The sequence below is a fragment of the Fictibacillus gelatini DSM 15865 genome (assembly GCF_000430745.1).
GTDB classification, from domain to species: Bacteria; Bacillota; Bacilli; order Bacillales; family Fictibacillaceae; genus Fictibacillus_A; species Fictibacillus_A gelatini.
This window is the reverse complement of record NZ_AUMP01000002.1, coordinates 49,803-70,944: the sequence shown is the minus strand read 5'-3', so window position 1 is coordinate 70,944 and position 21,142 is coordinate 49,803. Positions and strand designations below refer to the sequence as shown.

At 39.5% G+C, this 21,142-nt stretch carries 25 protein-coding genes and 1 pseudogene; 21 read left to right on the top strand and 5 right to left on the bottom strand.

Annotated elements, in window-relative coordinates:
* Positions 1-19 precede the first annotated feature (19 nt).
* The 8 genes from H538_RS0103425 to H538_RS22995 all read left to right on the top strand — a co-directional run bounded on the left by H538_RS0103425 (position 20) and on the right by H538_RS22995 (position 6,878).
* Complete coding sequence (locus H538_RS0103425) at positions 20-1,741, top strand: peptidoglycan D,D-transpeptidase FtsI family protein (protein WP_026676390.1); 1,722 nt, start codon at positions 20-22, stop codon at positions 1,739-1,741.
* A gap of 103 nt (positions 1,742-1,844) precedes the next feature.
* Positions 1,845-2,450, top strand: coding sequence for a YrrS family protein (locus H538_RS0103420; protein WP_026676389.1), 606 nt, complete (start codon positions 1,845-1,847; stop codon positions 2,448-2,450).
* A 133-nt stretch (positions 2,451-2,583) separates the two neighbouring features.
* Positions 2,584-3,222: a class I SAM-dependent DNA methyltransferase gene (locus H538_RS0103415; protein ID WP_026676388.1), complete on the top strand. Its 639-nt coding sequence runs from the start codon at positions 2,584-2,586 to the stop codon at positions 3,220-3,222.
* 18 nt (positions 3,223-3,240) lie between these two features.
* Positions 3,241-3,945, top strand: coding sequence for a 5'-methylthioadenosine/S-adenosylhomocysteine nucleosidase (gene mtnN, locus H538_RS0103410; RefSeq protein WP_026676387.1), 705 nt, complete (start codon positions 3,241-3,243; stop codon positions 3,943-3,945).
* Positions 3,938-4,405 (top strand): S-ribosylhomocysteine lyase, encoded by a 468-nt coding sequence (locus H538_RS0103405; protein ID WP_026676386.1) that lies wholly within the window; start codon positions 3,938-3,940, stop codon positions 4,403-4,405. The genes mtnN and H538_RS0103405 overlap by 8 nt, the downstream gene beginning before the upstream one ends.
* Before the next feature lie 65 nt (positions 4,406-4,470).
* Positions 4,471-5,394, top strand: a complete 924-nt coding sequence (locus H538_RS0103400) for a PLP-dependent cysteine synthase family protein (protein WP_026676385.1) — start codon at positions 4,471-4,473, stop codon at positions 5,392-5,394.
* A 1-nt stretch (position 5,395) separates the two neighbouring features.
* Positions 5,396-6,529, top strand: a complete 1,134-nt coding sequence (locus H538_RS0103395; protein WP_026676384.1) for a bifunctional cystathionine gamma-lyase/homocysteine desulfhydrase — start codon at positions 5,396-5,398, stop codon at positions 6,527-6,529.
* 112 nt (positions 6,530-6,641) lie between these two features.
* Complete coding sequence (locus H538_RS22995) at positions 6,642-6,878, top strand: YrhC family protein (protein ID WP_051291244.1); 237 nt, start codon at positions 6,642-6,644, stop codon at positions 6,876-6,878.
* Positions 6,879-7,143: 265 nt separating this feature from the next.
* Here the strand turns inward: H538_RS22995 and sigK are convergent, their stop codons facing one another.
* Positions 7,144-7,857 (bottom strand): RNA polymerase sporulation sigma factor SigK, encoded by a 714-nt coding sequence (gene sigK, locus H538_RS0103385; protein ID WP_026676383.1) that lies wholly within the window; start codon positions 7,855-7,857, stop codon positions 7,144-7,146.
* Between the two features lie 276 nt (positions 7,858-8,133).
* Between sigK and H538_RS0103380 the strand changes: the two genes are divergently transcribed.
* Positions 8,134-8,763: a nitroreductase family protein gene (locus H538_RS0103380; RefSeq protein ID WP_035349997.1), complete on the top strand. Its 630-nt coding sequence runs from the start codon at positions 8,134-8,136 to the stop codon at positions 8,761-8,763.
* 37 nt (positions 8,764-8,800) lie between these two features.
* Here the strand turns inward: H538_RS0103380 and H538_RS25390 are convergent, their stop codons facing one another.
* A complete protein-coding gene (locus H538_RS25390; RefSeq protein ID WP_161627193.1) occupies positions 8,801-8,950 on the bottom strand; it encodes a YrzI family small protein in 150 nt (49 codons plus the stop codon).
* Positions 8,951-9,481: 531 nt separating this feature from the next.
* On the opposite strand from H538_RS25390, the gene H538_RS0103370 reads away from it, so the two are divergent.
* On the top strand, positions 9,482-11,260 hold the full coding sequence (locus tag H538_RS0103370) for a M3 family oligoendopeptidase (protein WP_322786382.1): 1,779 nt from the start codon (positions 9,482-9,484) through the stop codon (positions 11,258-11,260).
* Between the two features lie 39 nt (positions 11,261-11,299).
* Here the strand turns inward: H538_RS0103370 and pssA are convergent, their stop codons facing one another.
* Entirely contained in the window at positions 11,300-11,845 is a 546-nt protein-coding gene (pssA, locus tag H538_RS0103365; protein ID WP_026676380.1) for a CDP-diacylglycerol--serine O-phosphatidyltransferase, read from the bottom strand.
* Between the two features lie 154 nt (positions 11,846-11,999).
* A complete protein-coding gene (gene sda / locus H538_RS25385) occupies positions 12,000-12,143 on the bottom strand; it encodes a sporulation histidine kinase inhibitor Sda (protein WP_081412580.1) in 144 nt (47 codons plus the stop codon).
* 393 nt (positions 12,144-12,536) lie between these two features.
* Between sda and H538_RS0103355 the strand changes: the two are divergent.
* The 9 genes and pseudogenes from H538_RS0103355 to H538_RS0103315 all read left to right on the top strand — a co-directional run.
* A pseudogene (locus H538_RS0103355) lies at positions 12,537-13,055 on the top strand (YqeG family HAD IIIA-type phosphatase); the annotation flags it as partial.
* Positions 13,056-13,058: 3 nt separating this feature from the next.
* A complete protein-coding gene (yqeH, locus tag H538_RS0103350; protein ID WP_026676378.1) occupies positions 13,059-14,159 on the top strand; it encodes a ribosome biogenesis GTPase YqeH in 1,101 nt (366 codons plus the stop codon).
* Between the two features lie 10 nt (positions 14,160-14,169).
* Positions 14,170-15,009, top strand: a complete 840-nt coding sequence (gene aroE / locus H538_RS0103345) for a shikimate dehydrogenase (RefSeq protein ID WP_026676377.1) — start codon at positions 14,170-14,172, stop codon at positions 15,007-15,009.
* Positions 14,996-15,286: a ribosome assembly RNA-binding protein YhbY gene (gene yhbY / locus H538_RS0103340; protein ID WP_026676376.1), complete on the top strand. Its 291-nt coding sequence runs from the start codon at positions 14,996-14,998 to the stop codon at positions 15,284-15,286. Before aroE ends, yhbY begins: the two co-directional genes overlap by 14 nt.
* 34 nt (positions 15,287-15,320) lie before the next feature.
* Positions 15,321-15,911: a nicotinate-nucleotide adenylyltransferase gene (locus tag H538_RS0103335; RefSeq protein ID WP_026676375.1), complete on the top strand. Its 591-nt coding sequence runs from the start codon at positions 15,321-15,323 to the stop codon at positions 15,909-15,911.
* Positions 15,889-16,467, top strand: a complete 579-nt coding sequence (gene yqeK, locus H538_RS0103330; protein WP_026676374.1) for a bis(5'-nucleosyl)-tetraphosphatase (symmetrical) YqeK — start codon at positions 15,889-15,891, stop codon at positions 16,465-16,467. Before H538_RS0103335 ends, yqeK begins: the two co-directional genes overlap by 23 nt.
* Positions 16,467-16,820: a ribosome silencing factor gene (rsfS, locus tag H538_RS0103325; protein WP_026676373.1), complete on the top strand. Its 354-nt coding sequence runs from the start codon at positions 16,467-16,469 to the stop codon at positions 16,818-16,820. The genes yqeK and rsfS overlap by 1 nt, the downstream gene beginning before the upstream one ends.
* Positions 16,821-16,830: 10 nt before the next feature.
* The gene (locus tag H538_RS0103320; protein WP_026676372.1) at positions 16,831-17,580 is read left to right on the top strand and encodes a class I SAM-dependent DNA methyltransferase; all 750 of its coding nucleotides are present in this window, start codon (positions 16,831-16,833) and stop codon (positions 17,578-17,580) included.
* 95 nt (positions 17,581-17,675) lie between these two features.
* Positions 17,676-18,860 (top strand): NupC/NupG family nucleoside CNT transporter, encoded by a 1,185-nt coding sequence (locus H538_RS0103315; RefSeq protein WP_026676371.1) that lies wholly within the window; start codon positions 17,676-17,678, stop codon positions 18,858-18,860.
* Positions 18,861-18,952: 92 nt separating this feature from the next.
* Here H538_RS0103315 and comER read toward each other — a convergent pair whose 3' ends face one another.
* Entirely contained in the window at positions 18,953-19,777 is an 825-nt protein-coding gene (comER, locus tag H538_RS0103310; protein WP_026676370.1) for a late competence protein ComER, read from the bottom strand.
* A gap of 85 nt (positions 19,778-19,862) precedes the next feature.
* Here comER and H538_RS0103305 point away from each other — a divergent pair, with 85 nt between their 5' ends.
* Positions 19,863-20,489 (top strand): helix-hairpin-helix domain-containing protein, encoded by a 627-nt coding sequence (locus H538_RS0103305; RefSeq protein ID WP_035349995.1) that lies wholly within the window; start codon positions 19,863-19,865, stop codon positions 20,487-20,489.
* Positions 20,490-20,576: 87 nt separating this feature from the next.
* Positions 20,577-21,137, top strand: coding sequence for a ComE operon protein 2 (locus H538_RS0103300; protein ID WP_026676368.1), 561 nt, complete (start codon positions 20,577-20,579; stop codon positions 21,135-21,137).
* Positions 21,138-21,142 lie beyond the last annotated feature (5 nt).

Genomic DNA, 21,142 nt, shown 5'->3' with positions numbered 1-21,142 from the left:
AGTAAAAAGAGGTGGTCGGGTGAATATTCAAAAACGTCTAATCCTATTAGGGGTCATTTTTTTATGCTGCATGTCCTTGTTGATTGCGAGGCTTATGCAAATTCAACTCATTTCTACCGAGTCATTTTCTAAACATCAAATCAATTTAATAGCTGAAAGCGTGAAACAAAGGACTCATTCGTTAACGATTAACGATGGGAGAGGGCAGTTTGTTGATCGTAATGGCTTACTTATATCTGCTGAAATGAAGCCTGCGATCGTTTTATTTCCGTTTTTGCAAAATAAGCATTGGCCGATTGATAAAATAGCTGAAATATTACGTATTCGTCCGTCCTTTTTAACACAGTCATTGAAAACAAAAGATCGGCCGTTTATTTTAGATTGTCAGTTAACAGAACAGCAAATGGAACAGGTGAATGATTTGAAAATACCTGGTGTTTATGCACAATATATCGCCAGAAAAAAATCAGCCCCATTTGCCAATCATCTCCTCGGGGTCACAGGGGAAGATCCGGATTATATTCGCAAAATGTATCCTGAAAGACTAGAAAAAGGAGACATTGCCATAAACACGAAAATAGGGAAGACAGGTTTGCAAAAAGCATTTGATCCTTTTTTGCTTTCTGAAGGGGAAACGAAACTGATTTACCATGTTGATAGAGCAGGTGGGCCATTATTCGGGCTTGATGTGAAATATGCTGCACAGGCTAACCCGTATTACCCGGTTACTGTTCAAACGACCATTGACAAAAGAAAGCAGCAAATTTTAGAAAAGGCGATTGACCAACAACGGATTACGAATGGTGGGGCTGTTCTGCTTGATGTGGCAACAAGTGAATTACTTGGGATGGTAAGCCGCCCTGTAACCGATGGTTTAAGCGCAAACGAAATGTTACGAAGGCATTCACCAGGCTCTATCTTTAAGATTGTAACAGCCGCCGCCGCAATTGAAAATGACACAGTTTCATCTTGGCGGACGTTTAATTGTGATCTTGGAATCGATCAAAAAAAGGCGCGAATTCCAGCGGGCAGGCTATCGTTCAATGAAAGCTTTGCCCAAAGTTGCAACGCGACATTCGGCATATTGGCGAACGAGTTGATTTTAAAGAAACAAAACGTTATTGAAAATTATGCGAAGCGGCTCGGATTGTTAGGGATATCCGGATGGACGGGTGATATTTACCACTTTGAGCATTTTCGCCAATTTCCTGAAGAAGAGAAAGGAGTCGTATGGAAAAGGAAAAGAGATAAAACGATCCCGCTCGCTGTCAGCCAAACAGCGATTGGCCAGCTGAACGTTCAAGTGAGCCCGCTTGCCATCGCTAATATGATGGCGACCATCGCCAGGGGAGGTAAAGGTAAAGAAGTACGAGCTGTAACGTCCATTCGTTATAAAAATGGCTCAACATTGGCGAGTTTCCCTTCCCATCAATTGCACAAAGAAACGATTTCAAACTATACAGCGATGAAGCTTCAGGAACTTCTCCGCCTTGTCGTTACCCATTCTAAAGGGACAGGTAGGGCACTGAATGGTCTTCCTTATGCTGTTGCGGGTAAATCCGGGACGGCGGAAAAAGGCAAAGGTAATTCAAAAAATAATAAATGGTTTGCCGGATATTTTCCGTTCGATCGCCCAAAGTATGCTTTAGTTGTCGTTGATCTCGATCAAAAAACGGAAAACCGAACGATTAAAGCATTCTCCCAAATCGTGACTGAACTATATAAAAGTGACAGTAAGTAGTGCAGGGATCTTTCTAAGAAATCACAATGTCCGCAAAATATTTTGTTGAAAGGATGTATCGTGTTAAAATTGGGGTAGCAAATTGAAGGGGGTAGCTATCCATATGGCAAACAAACTACGATACCAATCACGACATGAAAAACGGAAACAAAATCGGATGTTAAATATAGCGATTGGAATTGTGGTCATCTTAATTCTTATTGTAGGTACCAGCATTTTTCTGGGTGGAAATAATGATTCCGCGACAGATAACAGTCATAAAAATGTCACAACGGCTACTTCACCTCGCGAGAAGGATAAAAGCAAAGATGATTTCGTCGTAGATGAAGGAAAGAAGCAAGAGGAAAAGAGTGACAAGTCGACCGATGATAAAAAGTCGAAAGATGAAAAGGAAAAGTCGAAAGATGAAGTAAAAGGAGGAGGACCCGAGGGACCGTGGGAACCTATCGGCACTTCGCAAAAAGAACCGCATACGAAATCATACGATATGAATTCCGAAGACTGGAAGGAAATGACGAAAGCATTATCTTATGCTTCGGGAATTTCCGAAAGTGACATGACCATATTATGGCTTGGGAACGGAGGGGGTCCCGATAAATCGTTAGGACGTGTAAAGTCCAAATCGGATCCATCAAAAAAATATACGATTATGCTTCAATGGGTGCCTGAAAAAGGTTGGCAGCCAACAAGCGTTGAACCTTTACAATAAACCTGCCTCAATTTGGCAGGTTTATTTCATTCTTGAAATAATAAGAAATCTATGTTATCTTGTAACCTGTAAACGATTAAAACATAGTATATTGATAGGAATTATAATATTAATTATACTGGAGATGGACATCATGGGCAGAGAATTTATCGATATGTTTGATGAGTGGGCGGATTCGTATGACTTATCCGTTACAGGCCACGATAAAGAATATAGAGAAGTGTTTGATCGTTATGATGATATTTTAACGACGGTAGCATCTAAATCAATTGGGACCGTTGTTGAGTTTGGCGTCGGGACAGGAAACCTCACCGAAAAGCTGCTTTCGTTTGGAAGGACCGTATATGGCATTGAGCCATCAAAAGCAATGAGGGAAAAAGCGAAAGCCCGCTTTCCGCAGATTTCTTTTTTTGACGGGGATTTTTTACAATTTCCTGCTCTGCCGGAAAAAGTAGATTCGATTGTAAGCACATATGCTTTTCATCATTTAACAGATGAAGAAAAGGATCAAGCCCTCCAATTATATAGCCAGCTTTTAAATGAAAATGGTAAAATTGTATTTGCAGATACGGCTTTTCTTCATGAACAAGACAGACAGGAGCGTCATGAAATGGTTAAACGGCAAGGGTATTACAATTTGTTGAACGACCTTAAAACGGAATATTATACAACCATTGATATATTGCATGACCTCTTTACAAAAAACGGATTTGACGTTTCATTTAAAAAATTGAATGTATATGTCTGGTTAATGGAGGCCGTAAAAAAATAACGTAAATGGAGTGTAATGATGAGAATCGGTATTATTGGCGCAATGGAAGAAGAAGTAATCATACTTCGCGATCAACTACAAAACAAAGAGGAAAGGCAATTGGCCGGTTGTGAGTTTTATGCAGGGCAAATTAACGGGATCGATATCGTTTTGCTTAAATCCGGAATCGGCAAGGTGAATGCGGCGATTGGAACCACCTTGCTGATTCAATTGTATCGTCCAGACTACATTATTAATACTGGTTCCGCAGGAGGATTTCATAAAGAATTAAATGTTGGGGATGTTGTCATCTCGACAGAAGTCCGTCATCATGATGTCGATGCAACGATTTTTGGCTATGAATATGGCCAGGTGCCGCAAATGCCTGCTTATTATAAGCCTGATCGCTTATTGATTGATATTGCCAAAAAAAGCGGCGAAAAGGTTAGCGGTATTCAAGTCGTAAAAGGACTCATCGCCTCAGGAGACTCGTTTATGAGCGATCACGAGCGAGTGGAATTTATCCGGACAAAATTTAACGACTTGTACGCAGCGGAAATGGAAGCGGCTGCGATCGCACAGGTATGTTACCAGTTCAACTTGCCATTTGTGATCATCAGGTCGCTTTCCGACATTGCCGGAGTCGATGCTAGATTATCTTACGACCAATTTTTAGAAACGGCTTCCAAACATTCGGCTGAGCTCGTACTATTAATGATAGAGGAGTTGAAGAAGCATGGTTAAAAAAATGAATGTAGAAAGTTTTAATTTAGATCACACAAAAGTAGCGGCGCCTTATGTTAGGCTCGCCGGGATAACGGAAGGGAAAAACGGCGATATCATTCATAAATACGATATTCGTTTTTGCCAGCCGAACAAAGAGCATATGGAAATGCCGGCTCTTCACTCATTGGAACATTTAATGGCCGAAAATATTCGCAACCATCACTCTACTGTTGTTGATATAAGCCCAATGGGGTGCCAGACAGGATTTTATTTATCGGTTATCAATCATGACAATTATGAAGAGATATTAGAAGTGCTCGAAAAAACATTGAATGATGTACTTGAAGCTGATGAAGTCCCTGCATGCAATGAAGTACAATGCGGGTGGGCGGCAAGTCATAGCCTGGAAGGCGCAAAAGATATCGCCCGAAAAATGCTTTCAAGGAAAAACGAATGGACAAAAATTTTTGCAGACTAATTTATCGGTTCGAAAAACCAGGGTCCCAGGCCCGCTTTTTGGACCTTCCATAAGGAGTCGTTTTTATGACGGTATACAAAAGCATACATGACGTCATCGGAAATACACCGCTCTTAGAAATTACTCAATTTAACTTGCCAAACAGTGTCCGTCTTTTTGCGAAACTGGAGTATTTAAATCCGGGCGGCAGCGTGAAGGATCGATTAGGAAAAGAATTAATAGAGGATGCAATGCGGACTGGAAAACTGAAACCCGGCGGAACGATTATTGAACCGACTGCGGGAAATACAGGGATTGGACTTGCACTTTGCGCCATTAATAAAAATATTTCAGTCATTTTTGTTATCCCCGAAAAATTTAGCAGTGAAAAGCAAGAATTGATGAAAGCATTAGGTGCACAAATTGTCCATACGCCGACTGAGTTAGGAATGAAGGGTGCCATTGAAAAAACAAATGAGCTGCTGGCCGAAATTCCCGGATCATACTCACCCGCACAGTTTTCCAATCCCGCCAATCCCCTCGCGTATTACAAAACGCTTGGGCCTGAAATTTGGAGGGATCTACAAGGAAAAGTGGATATTTTTGTTGCCGGTGCCGGAACTGGCGGCACATTTATGGGCTGTGCCAGCTTTTTAAAAGAAAAAAATCCGAGAGTAAAAACAGTCATTGTCGAGCCGGAAGGATCAATCTTAAATGGCGGCAAGTCCGGACCGCACAAAACCGAAGGAATTGGAATGGAGTTTTTGCCGGAATATATGGATCCAGCTTTTTTTGATTCCATTCATACCATTTCTGACAGCCATGCTTTTCAACGGGTGAAAGAGCTTGCTGAAAAAGAAGGATTGCTTGTAGGCAGTTCATCTGGCGCTGCTTTTCACGCCGCATTGATCGAAGCGGAAAATGCACCCATCGGATCAACTATCGTTACGATTTTTCCTGATGGCAGTGAACGATACTTAAGCAAAAAAATATACGAAGGGGGCATTTAATATGAAACGAAAAACAAAATTAATTCACGGTGGAATTGACGGAGATTCTCATACAGGTGCCGTTTCTGTACCGATTTATCAAGTAAGTACGTATAAACAAGAGGAAATCGGAGTTCATCGCGGCTATGAATATTCGCGAACAGGGAATCCTACCCGTTTTGCGTTAGAAGAATTAATTGCCGATTTAGAAGAAGGAAAACGAGGATTTGCTTTCGGATCCGGAATGGCAGCAATAACAGCTGTCATGATGCTTTTTAATTCAGGTGACCATGTTGTTTTGACTGATGACGTATATGGTGGTACGTATCGTGTGATGACAAAAGTATTGAATCGGCTGGGGATCGATTCAACGTTTGTCGATACAACCGATTTAAGCGAGATAGAGCGGGCGATTAAGCCAAATACAAAAGCGTTATATATCGAAACGCCGACAAACCCGTTATTAAAGGTAACGGACATTAAGGCGGTAGCGAAATTAGCCAACGAGCGGGATCTATTATTGATCGTTGATAATACGTTTAATACCCCTTACTGGCAAAATCCGCTTTCATTAGGTGCTGACATCGTTCTCCATTCCGCAACGAAGTATATCGGGGGCCATAGCGATGTTGTCGCAGGTCTTGTCGTTGTAAACAACGCTGATCTTGGAGAAGACTTGCATTTTATTCAAAATTCAACGGGAGGCATTCTTGGTCCTCAAGATTCCTGGTTGCTAATTAGAGGATTGAAAACACTCGGTTTACGCATGGAAGCACATGAAGAAAATACGAAAAAAATTGTCGAATTTCTCGTGCAACATCCATCTGTTAAAAAAGTTTACTATCCGGGACTTGAAAGTCATCCGCAGCATAAAATAGCGAAATGCCAGGCCGACGGTTTCGGAGGGATGGTCTCATTTGATGTCGGAAGCGAAGAGAAAGCGGCAGAAGTTCTAAAGAAAGTACGCTATTTTACTTTGGCTGAAAGCCTCGGGGCAGTTGAAAGCTTAATTTCCGTTCCGGCAAAAATGACCCATGCATCTATTCCAAAAGAGCGCAGGGAAGAACTTGGCATTACAGATGGACTAATAAGAATCTCGGTCGGAATAGAAGACGTGGATGATTTAATCGAAGATTTAACTAATGCTTTAAATTAATGCCGGCTCCCTTATTCGTTAAAGAATAAGGGAGCTTTATTTTGACAGTATTTACTTGACGGCAAACGGGTCGATTTATGTTATCGTAGTGGTAGAGTAGGAGGTTAAGAGCATGGAAGCAAAAACAAGACAAGCATTAAAAGCGAAAATAGCCGATTTCCGCCGATTTGGATTTATCCTTTTGGCCCTTTCCGTTATCCTTTATCTTGGACTCGTTATTCCTTTTGACGGGAAGGAAATAGGAGGATCGATCGTACTTGGCGCATCTTCGTTTGTTGTACTCATCTTTAGCATAATCATGTTCCTTGTCGAACGAAAGCTGAAAAACAAATTAAAGAAATATCAATAAACAACCGGAAGCTGAACGATTCAGCAGCCGGTTGTTTTATAAAAAGAAAACCTCTTCAATCATGAAGAGGCTTATGATTCGGCAATGCACTCATACATAAAAAATATCATTAAGATAATGCTTAATCCATAAAGTAAAGCTTCCTGCATATGAGGCGACCTCCTTTATGTGTACTTTTTCTTCTTTACCCGGATTTTTAAAATATTAATCATTATTTTGATAAAAGCAGCCCGAAAAAGGTCATTGTCAAAAACAATAGCCTTTTTTAAGCATGTTCGTTATATTGCTGCTTTCGATAAAACTCATGAAACAATTTCATTAACGCCCTTTTTTCAATCCGCGACACATAACTTCTAGAAATCCCGAGTTGCTTTGCAATTTCCCTTTGCGTTTTTTCTTTTTGCAAATCCAGGCCAAACCGTCCGATAATGACTTCTTTCTCCCGCTCATCCAGAACATGGATGTAATCGTAAATCTTCTTTTTTTGCATTTTCAATTCGATTGTATCGACAACATCTTCGGTCTCTGCCTTTAAGACATCAATTAAGGTAATTTCATTCCCCTCCTTATCAGTTCCGATCGGATCATGCAAGGAAACGTCCTTTTTTGTCTTTTTAAGTGCCCGTAAATGCATAAGAATTTCGTTTTCAATACACCGGGCTGCATATGTTGCCAATTTCGTCCCTTTTCCATGTGAATAGCTTTCGATCGCCTTGATTAAGCCGATCGTTCCGATAGAAATTAAATCTTCCGTATCTTCTCCTGTATTTTCGAATTTTTTTACGATATGTGCGACCAACCGCAAGTTATGTTCAATTAAGCGGCTTCTGGCAACTTCATCACCTTCAGCCATTTCAATTAAGTACTTTTTTTCTTCACTTTCTGACAAAGGTTGTGGGAATGCATTGTTTTTGACGTAGGAGACAAATAGCATCACTTCTTTAAAAAAATATGCAAACACGGCAAGTAAACCTGACATCATGACACCCCCCTTAAGTTTTGTTCTACGTTTTTACTCTATGTCATTCTGGGCTAGGCCGTGTCTGTACAAAGAACAATTTTGCTTTGGCGAATTTGTTCTAAAATGAAGGGTGGAAAGATAAGATATGTGCGGATACTGGAATTTATTTCGCTGAGGGCGTGTAACGTTGTCAGGGTACAATATAGTAAGAAGCAAATTATTTGACTTAAATTTAATTATTAAGTCATTATATATAAGTAACTTTTAAATAGAGGAATCAATGGAGGTAAGTAAATGACAATCTCTGCTACAAAAGCAAAAGACTTTTTTACCGTTGCAAAAGAAAGAGCTTCTGTTCGTCTTTATGATAAAAACTTCAAAATGAGTAAGGACGATATTGAAGAATTGCTCGAACTAACGATGCATGCGCCATCAGCATGGAATTTACAACACTGGCATTTCATGGTATTTCACGGAGATGATGTTCAACAAAAGCTTTTGCCGATTGCGTATAATCAGCAACAAGTTGTTGATGCGTCTGCGGTCATTGCTGTATTAGGAGACCTTGAGGCGAATAAAAATTTTGATCTTGTAATAGATATGGACATTCAAGCAGGAATGGCAACAAATGAAGTGAAGGAAACATTGGGGCGTCAAATTGCGGGTGCATATGAAAACAAACAATATGCAAGAGATGCGGCATTTAGCAATGCTTCACTTGCTGCAATGCAACTAATGCTTGCAGCGCAGGCAAAAGGATATAGTACTGTTGCGATGGGCGGATTCAATAGTGAAGCATTTATGAAAGAATTTTCCGTTTCCTCTCGTTACGTGCCAGTCATGCTTATAGCGGTTGGAAAAGCTGCTGCACCAGCCCGTCCTACACAGCGATTAGACATTAATCAGCTAACAACATGGGTTTAAAATAAAATCACCTGCCAAAAATCGGCAGGTGATTTTATTAAAATATGGTCATTGAACGATTCATTTTTTCACGCGTCGATTCATATAAACGATCGATACGTTTGTTATCCAAATATTCTTCATATGACATTTCTTTTTTCCGTACAGAAATGCTAATAGTTACAAAGAATAAGTTTAAATGTAACATACGATTCCCTCCTTTACCCATTTATTTGCCTTTCAGGTCGTATCTTTCTCCGTTAAAATCCATGCAAGTACTGCGATTCTGCTCATCATTTGTACTCCTCCTTTAACGAATTTTTAGCCGCTTTTCAATTCCCGGAAAAGCTGAAAGGTTAAGTAGCATACACTATAAGAAAAAACGCAAAAAGCCACAGGATCCCCCTGCGGCAAATCGTAAAAAGGCACAAAAAAACCGCAGGCATCGTTCGTCCTGTGGCTAACTTTTTCTCATTCATTAAAAAAGCATTCTACGCCCGCTTACGGCCGAACAAAAAGCTCATATCCAATTGTACATCTGTTGAAATTGTAAAAACGTTCATCATTTTGTTCGACCTCCTTCTTTTCCAATATTTTATGCTACGCACCAATTATAACCATTAGTTCACTATTTGTAAACCCCTGTTAAAAACATTTTTTACTAAAAATTTATCTCGATTTTTATTTGAATATTTCTTATAATGGAAAAAGACTTGGAACTTAAAAGGAGGAAACCATCTTGATCATCGAAGGGTTACGCGAAAGCTGGGATCTTGAATCGATTTTTCCAGGTGGAAGCGATTCAAAAGAGTTGCTTGCAGCTATAACGAAAGCAGAACAAGAAATCGCAACGTTAAAAAGCACGATAAAAGATTTTACATATTCTCAAGAAGGTTTTATCCAGTTCATAAAAAACATTGAACAAACATCAATGTTACTATCTGAATGCATTTCTTATGTAGGCTGTTTAGCCGCGCAAAATGTAAAAGATAAAGCCGCCTTATCTCTCCGTGGAAAATTAGAAGCGATGTTTGCTCAATTTGAAACGATTATGGTAATGCTTGATGAAGCAATCATGCAAATTGAGGAAGACGATTGGAAATCGCTTACAGAAACTGAATCGTTAAAAGGTATTGCCTTTTCGTTGAAAGAGCGCCGAAAAAACGCAGCAGATAAGCTTCCTTTTGAACAAGAAGCATTAATCAACGATCTATCAGTTGATGGCTACCATAGCTGGTCAACGCTCTATGATCGGGTTGTTGGAAGAATGAAGGTTGAGACAAAAATCGAAGGAAAAGAGGAATCCCTTTCAATCGGCCAGGCGGAAAATCGGATGACTGACCCGGATCGAAAAGTGCGTGAACACGTTTTTCAAAGCTACAGCAAGGCGTGGGAGGAAGAAGCGGAATTTTGCGCTGAGGCATTAAATCATATTTCCGGCTTTAGAAACAGTGTTTACAAAAATCGCGAGTGGTCATCTGTTTTGAAAGAACCTCTTTCGATTAACCGAATGTCTGATAAAACCCTTGAAGCGATGTGGGAAGCCATCGTGAAAAGCAAAGAAGTGTTTGTCGAGTATCTCAAAAAGAAAGCTGAGCTATTAGGAATTGAAAAATTAAGCTGGTATGATGTGGAGGCTCCGATTTCAAAAACAAGCAGTAAAATGACGTACGATGAGGCTGCTAATTTCATCATTGAACAGTTTGCTGCCTTTAGCCCGAAAATGGCAAAGTTCGCTGAAATCGCTTTTGTAAACGGTTGGATTGAAGCGGAAGATCGTTCTGGAAAACGTCCGGGAGGTTTTTGTACTGGTTTTCCGCTTAAACAGGAGTCGCGGATATTTATGACGTTCTCTGGTACAGCGGATAATGTTTCAACGCTTGCCCATGAATTAGGCCATGGATTTCATTCATATGTGATGAAAGATATGCCTTATTTTGCGCAAAATTATGCGATGAACGTGGCGGAAACGGCTTCTACGTTTGCAGAAATGGTTGTTGCTGACGCCGCAGTAGGAAAAGCAAAATCGAAAGAAGAAAAAATTGCATTATTGGAAGGAAAATTGCAAAACGCTGTCGCCTTTTTTATGAATATTCATGCGCGTTTTTTATTTGAAACGAGATTTTATGAAGAAAGGAAAAAAGGCCTTGTCCCGGTTGAGCGGTTAAATGAATTGATGCTTGAAGCGCAAAGAGAAGCTTATTGCGGTGCCCTTGATCAATATCATCCGTATTTCTGGGCTTCGAAACTTCATTTTTATATAACGGATGTGCCATTTTATAACTTCCCGTATACATTCGGCTATTTATTCAGCGCCTCAATTTATGCGAAAGCAAAAGAAGAGGGGGAAGGCTTTGAGGATAAATACATTGCCCTTCTTCGGGATACCGGAAGCATGACGGTCGAGGAGCTTGCATTGAAGCATTTAAATGAAGACATAACGAAACCGGAATTCTGGACGAAAGGCATCAAGCTTGCGGAACAAGATGTGAAAGAGTTTTTAGAATTAACCAGATAAAAAGAAAAACCATGACCAAAATAAATTTGGTCATGGTTTTTAACGTTTTTTGATCGAAATATTACTTATCATGAGAAAAGCCATAATGAGTATTAAAAACATGAAGAAAACAGTAGGCAAAAAATTGATGAATAAAAAACTCATGGCAACAATACAACCTGCAACGGTGATAGGAACACCGACAAACGATCCGGTAAATTCGGTTATATTAAATCGTGCTAAACGAATGGCACCGCAAACGATAAATAAAATCGTAAAAATAATGCCTGGTACGCCAAATTGATGCAAGCTTGCCTCATAAATTAAAAAAGATGGCGCAATCCCAAATGATATTAAGTCACAGAGGGAATCCAATTGTTTCCCGAATTCGGACTCAATGTTTAGCTTGCGTGCAACCATTCCGTCAAATCGGTCAAATAAGCCAGCTAGAAAAATAAGAATAAATCCAACCTTTAACGCATCTTTAAAAATAAATAATAGTGCCAGAGCTCCGAGCGAAAGGTTAATAATTGTTAAAACATTAGCCGTTTGACCTTTCATTTTTTTCACAGTAGAATCTACACGCTCTCTTTCAATCATAAACATCCATCATCACACTCCCTTTTTACTCTCTTTTAATAAGGGATGGAGAGCATCTTTTAGGAAATATATTTGGTTTCATTTCATTATATGTTATATTTGTCAATTTTGAAAGGGGTAAATACGAAACAAAAGTCCATTACTTTCATAATGGACTTTGTTACGGTATAGTCTTGATAAGCCTATTTTGCAATGATCGACGCTCGATTTCTTGTCTGATAAGTTGGATAAAATCTGAACTAAGCCGGAGTTCCTTCGCTTTATAATAGGATTCAATTAATAAGTCGTCAGATAAATTTTCCATAAGGTATGCCGCTGGCGGCAACTTCACCTCCCTTACTTCTTTTAAATGACGTAAAAAAATTATTTGTTTTTAACATTACCTGTACGAGGTAAGCATAAAATAGTAAGTACTATTTCTTATTTGTAGATTAACATGAAATGGGAACAAGAACAATCGTTCGAATATCCACAATAAATAGTGGATAACTTGTGAGTAACCCGTTAATAACATGAATGATGTAAGGACTACCTTATTGAAAGTATGTGTACAAAGTTATCCACAAGGTTGAAGAAGCAAAGAAATTGTCGAAAACTTTTTGTTCTAATCCTGAATCCATCGTAAAAAAAGTTGTAAGTGGAATATTTATTGGTAAAATAATTAAGTAAAGTCGAAGTTCACTTTAGAGGTGCTGTAAAAATGTTAAAACAATTTTTGCCGAATGAGCATGTGAAAAGCATATTAGATATTTCACCAGAGAAGCTCGTGGAAAAAGGAATAAAAGGAATTATTACAGATTTAGATAATACCCTTGTTGAATGGGATCGGCCTGAAGCAACCCCTGAATTAATTCAGTGGTTTAAGGCTATTAAGGAGAAAGGGATTTTAATTACCATTGTCTCAAACAATACACAGGCACGTGTAAGTTCATTTTCAAATCCGGTAGAAATACCGTTTATTTATAGTGCACGAAAGCCGATGTCGAGAGCTTTTAAACAGGCGCTATCCGATATGAAATTAAAACGCGAAGAAGTTGTCGTGATCGGTGACCAATTATTGACCGATGTGTTAGGGGGAAACAGGCTCGGTCTCCATACAATTCTTGTTGTCCCGGTTGCAAGCACAGATGGAATATGGACAAGATTCAATCGGCAAATGGAGCGTTTTTTACTTGCACGAATGAAACGAAAAGGCATGATTCATTGGGAGGAATAACGATTGGAAAAGCAGTATACATGTATCGGGTGTGGGGTTACGATCCAAACAGAAGATAAAAACGCTCTTGGCTATGCGCCGCCTTCTTCACTTGAACGCGATGTTGTTATTTGCCAACGATGTTTTCGCTTGAAAAATTATAACGAAATTCAGGATGTCTCTTTGACGGATGATGATTATCGAAAAATATTGATGGGAATCGGAGAACAAAATGCTCTTGTTGTAAAAATCGTAGATATTTTTGACTTCAATGGAAGTTGGCTCCCTGGATTGCAGCGGTATATTGGGAAAAATGAAGTCCTTCTTGTTGGCAATAAAGTGGACTTGCTTCCTAAATCGGTCAATAAAACGCGTCTTTTACATTGGATGAAAAAAGAAGCAAAAGAGCTTGGGTTGAAACCGGCAGATGTCCATTTAATTTCGGCAAGCAAAGGATATGGGATTGATGAATTGGCGGAAAGCATCGATCGCCATCGTCATGGAAGAGACGTGTACGTTGTCGGTTGTACGAATGTTGGGAAATCGACGTTCATTAACCGGCTCATTCAACAATTTGGAGCTGAAACAGATCAGCTTATTACAACGTCCCATTTTCCGGGTACAACATTAAATTTAATTGACATACCGCTGGATGATGAAAGCACGCTTTTTGATACGCCGGGTATTATTAATCATCATCAAATGGCTCATTTTGTAAATAAAAACGAATTGAAAACGATTATGCCGAAAAAAGAAATTAAGCCGATTGTTTATCAGCTTAATGAAGGACAAACTTTGTTTTTTGGCGGATTAGCGCGTTTTGATTACATAAAGGGCGATAGAAGATCTTTTGTTTGCCACGTATCAAATGATATTAAAATTCATCGGACGAAATTGGAAAACGCAAACGATCTTTACGAGCGTCACCTCGGCGGGATGTTGACACCTCCTTCCGACCCTGAATCGTTTCCTCCTTTAAAACGGCATGAGTTTATGATAAAAGAAGGAAAGACAGACATCGTTTTGTCAGGTTTAGGTTGGATCACGGTTCCCGAGGCGGGAGCGAAAATCGCAGCGTACGCGCCTGAAGGAGTGGCTGTCACCATTCGAAGATCACTTATATAGGGGGGAGAACATGAATATTGGATTAATCGGATACCCGGTCCATCATTCCTTGTCGCCGGAAATGCAAAATTCGGCGTTTCGGGAACTCGATTTAAATTACAAATATGAAAAGTTTAATGTCGAGCCCGGCAAGCTAGGAGATATCATTTGCTATTTTCAAGCAAACGGCTTTAAAGGATTTAATGTAACCATCCCACATAAGGAAACAGTGATGCCGTTTTTAGATGAAATCGATGAGGAAGCTTTAGCCATCGGAGCGGTAAATACGGTCGATATAAAGGATGGGAAATTAATCGGTTACAATACAGACGGCAAAGGCTTTGTCAACGGGCTTAAGCAAAAATTAATAAAGCCAATTTCTGAAAGCCACATTCTTATATTAGGGGCGGGAGGGGCTGCAAGGGCGATTGCGCATTCATTATATTTGCATCAACCGATGTCGATCGTGATTGCGAATCGTACAACCCGGCGGGCTGAAAAAATTATCCAGGAATGCTTAAAAGGAGACGGAAATGCCCTTACTCTTCAAGAGGCAGAGCATATGCTCAGCCGTTTTGATATTGTTGTGAATACAACGCCAATTGGAATGCATCCTAATTATAATGAGATTCCGCTAGATTTAAGAAGGTTAAACGAAGGCACGGTTTTATCAGATATTATTTATAATCCGTTAAAAACGAAATGGCTTAAACTTGGAGAACAAAAAGGAGCTATTATCGATAACGGACTGTCCATGTTCGTTCATCAAGGGGCACTGGCGTTTGAAATTTGGACCGGAAGGAAGCCAAATGTCGATTTAATGAAAGAAACGGTAATAAAGCAATTAGGAGGAAGTTATGTTAACAGGTAAACAAAAACGGTATTTGCGTTCCGAAGCGCATCATCTCAATCCTATTTTTCAGGTCGGAAAAGGCGGCGTGACCGAAAATATGATCAAACAAATAAATGAAGCATTAGAAGCGCGAGAATTGTTAAAAGTGAGCGTTCTTCAAAATTGTGAAGAGGACCGCGAAACAGTGGCTGAAGCTTTAGTCAAAGGAACAAAAGCGGAGCTTGTTCAAATTATCGGGAATACAATTGTTTTATATAAGGAATCAGTGAATAATAAAGAAATCGAACTTCCGTAAGTAACTGGCAAAGCGAGAGAGGGATAATCAGAAAATGGCGAAAATCGGTATTTTAGGTGGGACGTTCAACCCACCTCATAACGGCCATCTATTAATTGCCCAGGAAGCATTGGCCGCCTTTTCCCTTGATGAAATCTGGTGGATCCCAACAAACATTCCACCTCATAAAGAAACGAAGGATCTTGCGAGCAATGAAGCGCGAATTGAAATGATTAAGCGGGCGATTTCAACGAATGAGCAATTTGCCCTTTCATTAATCGAGTTTGAAAGGGAAGGTCCTTCATACACTATTGATACGATAAAAGAATTAAAGAAGAGGTATCCTTATCATGACTTTTTTTTCATTATGGGCGGAGATATGCTTTATACCTTACATAGCTGGCATAAAATCGATCAGTTAAAACAGTTAGTTACCTTTATCGGTGTGAATCGCCAAAATTATCCCGTGGACCAATTTGAAAATCCGTATCAAGTAAAATTGCTGACGGTTCCATTATTTGATATATCTTCTTCCATGATAAGAGAGCGGTTCGCCACCGGGAAAAACACAAAATATTTAGTGCCGGATGAAGTGAGAGGGTTTATTGAGGAGAGTGAACTATATGGAGCGGGAAAAAGCACTTGAATTAGTAAAGCGGCAACTAACCGACCACCGCTATGAACATACGTTAGGCGTTGTTGATACAGCGGTGAAATTGGCTGAACATTACAATGCGGATAAAAAAAAGGCGGAAATAGCCGCTATTTTTCATGATTATGCCAAATTCCGCCCAAAAGAAGAAATGCGGCAAATTGTCCGCGACAAACAAATGCCGCTTGACTTGCTCGAATTCGGAACGGAATTGCTCCATGCTCCTGTTGGCGCCTATCTTGTCGAGCAGGAAGCGGGTATTTATGATCAAGAGATTTTAAATGCGATCCGTTATCATACAACGGGCCGACCAGGTATGAATTTGCTTGAGAAAATTATTTTTATTGCGGATTACATTGAGCCGGGCAGACGTTTTCCGGGTGTCGAAGAAGTAAGGCAACTTGCATTTGAAAATTTAGATAAGGCCTGCACCCAGGCTTTGAAAAATACGATGCAATTTCTTATGAGACAAAATCAGCTGATTTACCCTTTAACGGTAGATACATATAATGATTTCATCTCCACCATAAAAAAACGGGAGGAAACGTAATGAAGGAACAAGAACTAGTTGAACTTGTCGTAAAAACAGTTGATGATAAAAAAGCAGAAGACATTATCGTCCTTGATATGAAGGGAATTTCATTAGTGGCGGACTATTTCCTAATTTGTCATGGGAATTCTGAAAAACAAGTTCAGGCAATTGCGAAAGAATTAAAAGATGTATCGATGGAACATCAAATTCCTCTTCGCCGAATGGAAGGATTTGACCAGGCAAGATGGGTTCTTGTTGATTTAGGCGATGTAGTTGCACATATCTTTCATCGTGATGATCGTTCCTATTATAATCTTGAAAAACTCTGGGGTGATGCGCCTCAGCTAAATATTAATAAAATGCTTTCGTAAAGGAGATTGTATGAGTTATCAACAATTTGCGTATTATTACGATCGGCTGATGCAAGATGCTCCTTATGAAAAGTGGATTGATTTTTTGGAACGTACGGCGGATTGCAAAGCCGCCCGCATTCTTGATATCGGCTGTGGGACAGGGGCCGTATCGATTCGTCTGGCAGAAAAGGGGTTTGATGTTACGGCTGTTGATTTATCCGAGGACATGCTGGCAATGGCAAGAGAAAAAGCGGAAAATCAAAAATTAAACGTTCGTTTCTTTCACCAGGATATGCGGGAGCTTGACGGATTAGGGGTTCATGACATTGCGGTTATTTTTTGTGACTCGTTAAACTATCTTCTATCTGAAGAAGATGTTTATCAAACCTTTCAATCGATCTATAACCATTTACATATGGATGGCAAACTGTTATTTGATGTCCATTCGCTTTATAAAATTCACCATATTTTTTCGGGGAATACATTTGGGAGCAACGAAGAACATCTATCCTATATTTGGCAATGCTTTGATGGCGAGTTGCCGGATAGCATTGAACATGAATTAAGCTTCTTTGTCCAGAAAGATGGAGCGTATTATGAAAGATTTGATGAAATACATATTCAACGTACATTTTCGATAGAAACGTACGAACATTTGCTTCAAAAAGCAGGGTTTGTTGTCGAACGAGTAACGGCCGATTTTTTGGAAACGCCACCGGATCATCAATCCGAACGATTATTTTTTGTCGCGAAAAAAGCAGAAAAACCATCTTTTTGATGGTTTTTTGTTTTGAAGAAATCTATCGCTGCATTTTTAAGGTGAAAAAGACGCATTCTAAAGAAAGAAGGCATACGCGATAGAGGAGGATAAAAATGAGTGTCGTTTTTCTTCTGACGGGCCTAGCTCTCGTTTTCATACTAGCCTTTTTAGCAAGTTACAATCGGAAAGGAATTAAATATAAAGCGATTGCAGTTATGATTGTCATCCAGCTCGTATTATCATTTGTTTTATTAAATACGAGGATAGGGGTAGCAATCATCCGGTCAATATCGAAAGCTTTTGACCAATTAATGAAAATTGGGATCAGTGGTGTCGATTTTGTTTTTGGAGGACTGGAAAATAAAGGGGTTTCCACTTTCTTTTTGGATGTTTTATTACCGATTATTTTTATTTCGGTTTTAATCGGCATTTTGAATTACTTTAAAATTCTTCCTCTAATTATTAAATATGTAGGGCTTTTGTTAAGCAAAGTGAATGGAATGGGCAAGCTGGAAAACTACATCGCGGTTTCTTCCGCATTTTTAGGGCAATCTGAGGTTTTTTTAACGACAAAGGAACAATTGCCGCATGTTTCGAAACGGCGTCTTTATACATTATGTACTTCTGCTATGAGTGCCGTTAGTATTGCCATTGTCGGTGCATATATGACAATGATTCCTCCAAAGTATGTTGTAACGGCCATAGTGCTTAACATATTGTCGGCCTTAATTATTGCCAATATAATTAACCCATACGATTTAAAAGAGGAAGAAGATTTATTGATTGTCGATCATGACAAAAAAAAGCCGTCCTTTTTTCAAATGATTAGCGAAAGCATTATGGACGGATTTAAAGTAGCGGTCATTGTCGGGGCGATGCTTATCGGTTTTATTGCCTTAATCAATTTAATCAACTATTTATTCGATTTTATTTTTGGGATTTCATTCCAAAATCTATTGGGATATGTATTTGCGCCAATTGCGTTCTTAATGGGCATTCCATGGGCAGAAGCGGTCAAAGCGGGAAGTGTGATGGCGACAAAATTAGTAACAAATGAATTTGTCGCTATGGGTGATCTTGGGAAAATGGCACATTCGCTATCTGAAAAAACGCTTGCGATTACATCGGTCTTTTTAGTCAGCTTTGCGAATTTTGGCTCGATCGGAATCATTACAGGATCCGTTAAAGCATTAAGCGAAAATCAAGGGGACATCGTCGCAAAGTTCGGACTAAAGTTATTGTACGGTTCCACTCTAGCTTCTATTTTATCTGCAACCATCGCGGGCCTGTTTTTCTAAAACGCCAAAAAACCATCAAATATTTTTTTGATGGTTTTTTGGTTTTTTAGAAGGAAAATAAATGTTTATGTCGAATCAAAATAATCGACGGGTTATATTTTTTTAAATTGTTCTCTAATTTTCTCCCGTTCTTCATCGTATTTTTCATGCGTGCGGGCAATCAGTTTATTAAATACATCACCGATTTCCTCGTTTAATATTTTTATGCCTTCTCCCGTTATACCGCCTTTTACACAAACTTTTTCGATAAGAGTAGGGAATGTATAAATATCTTTTTCCAACAATTTTCCGAGCCCAATGAGCATTTCGCTGGCCAATTTTGTCGCTTTGTCTTCCGAAATGTTTGTTTCGCTTGCTGCGCTTTTGATGAAGCATTGAACGATGAACCCGATAAATGCGGGCCCACAACTGGCAATATCGGATGAAATTCTCGTAATAGAATCATCGATAATGACCGGATTAGAGATGGATTTCATTAATTGAAGCAGCTTCTTTCGGCAGTCTTCACTGCAATTTTTTCCGAAAGTGATAAGAGATGATCCAGAAAGTGCCTGGTTCGTAATGCTTGGGATGGCCCTTGCAATGTTGCAGCTTAATTCATCTTCTAATTGTTCGCACGTAATGGGACTAGTAATCGAGACGATCAATTGGTCTTTTGAAATGTTGCTTTTATGCTTGGACAATAAAGGATAAAACTCATGCGGTTTAACACAGAGGAATATAATATGGGCAAAGTTTATGACATCTTCAATTGAAGAAGTAATTTGGATTCCAGGATATGTTCTTTTTAAACGCTCCGCTTTCGAAATCGTTCGATTTGTGATCATCAACTGCGGGGGCGCAACGGCTGAAGAATCGATAAAGGAAGAAATCAACATGCTTCCCATATTACCAGTGCCTATTACTCCGATATTCAAAACGAGCTCCTCCTTTCCCCTGCTATTTCTACCTTCAAATGTATGACGGGAAACTTTCTTTTATGTTTAAAAAAGGGTGGATGAGATGAAATTGTGGTTCAAGCAAAATCTCCGTTACATTATTCCAGGTCTTTTATTGTTCGTTGTTTTTATTTTTGCTGTATCAAAAACGGCAACGAAAGAAGAAAAAAATACACTGCCGGTTGAGTTATCGGGAGAGAAAACGATCAGCAATAAAGCGAATGCCTCATCTTTACACGGGAAAAATGGAAAAGAAATTATGGTCGATGTTAAAGGGGCCGTTGTTCATCCGGGCGTTTATAAAATGAGCACTGGAGACCGGACAATTCATGCGATTCACCAGGCCGGCGGTTTTCTAAAAGAAGCGGATGAACGAGCGGTTAATTTAGCCGCCGTCCTTCAAGATGAAATGGTCATTTATGTCCCGAAAAAGGGGGAAGTGCAGCATTCAACCCCCTCCGAACCTGATGCCACCAGGGCAAATGAAAGTCAATCGGCGAAAATTAATGTCAATATCGCTACAGCGGAAGAGTTGCAAAAAATTACTGGAATCGGTCCTGCAAAAGCTGCCGCCATCATTAGTTATCGCGAAGAAAACGGGCCATTTCAAAAAGTTGAAGATTTATTAAATGTTACTGGAATCGGAGAAAAGTCGTTAGAAAAAATGAAAGATGAAATTACGATAAATTAAAACGCAAAGAAAAAAAATTGACTGTAAGACGAGCCCATTCTACACTTATAGAAGTGAGCTAAGCTTTTATGGAAGAAAGGAGATAAAATGAGCCGAATCTCTTGGAATGAATATTTTATGGCACAGAGCCACTTGCTTGCCTATCGAAGTACATGTACAAGGCTGGCGGTTGGAGCTACCATCGTTCGAGATAAACGAATTATTGCCGGAGGATATAATGGATCAATTTCTGGTGGAGTTCACTGTATTGATGAAGGCTGTTATGTCATTGACGGACATTGTGTCCGCACCATCCATGCCGAAATGAATGCCCTCTTGCAATGTGCAAAATTTGGTGTCCCAACTGCCGGAGCGGAAATGTATGTTACCCACTTTCCATGCCTACATTGCTGTCGTTCGATCATTCAAAGCGGCATAAAAAAAATATATTATGCGAAAGATTATAAAAATCATCCATACGCGATTGAGCAATTTAAAGAAGCCGGCGTCTACTTGGAGCAAGTAGAATTTAATGAATATCAACTTCACCCGGCCTATAAAGAACAGGCAGAATTAGTTAAAGAATTGCTTGAAGCTTTGAAAGAACAAACAAGCGGGGAAAAATATGAAAAATTCAAGGAAAAAGCGAACCAACTTTTTCCGAATTAATACGA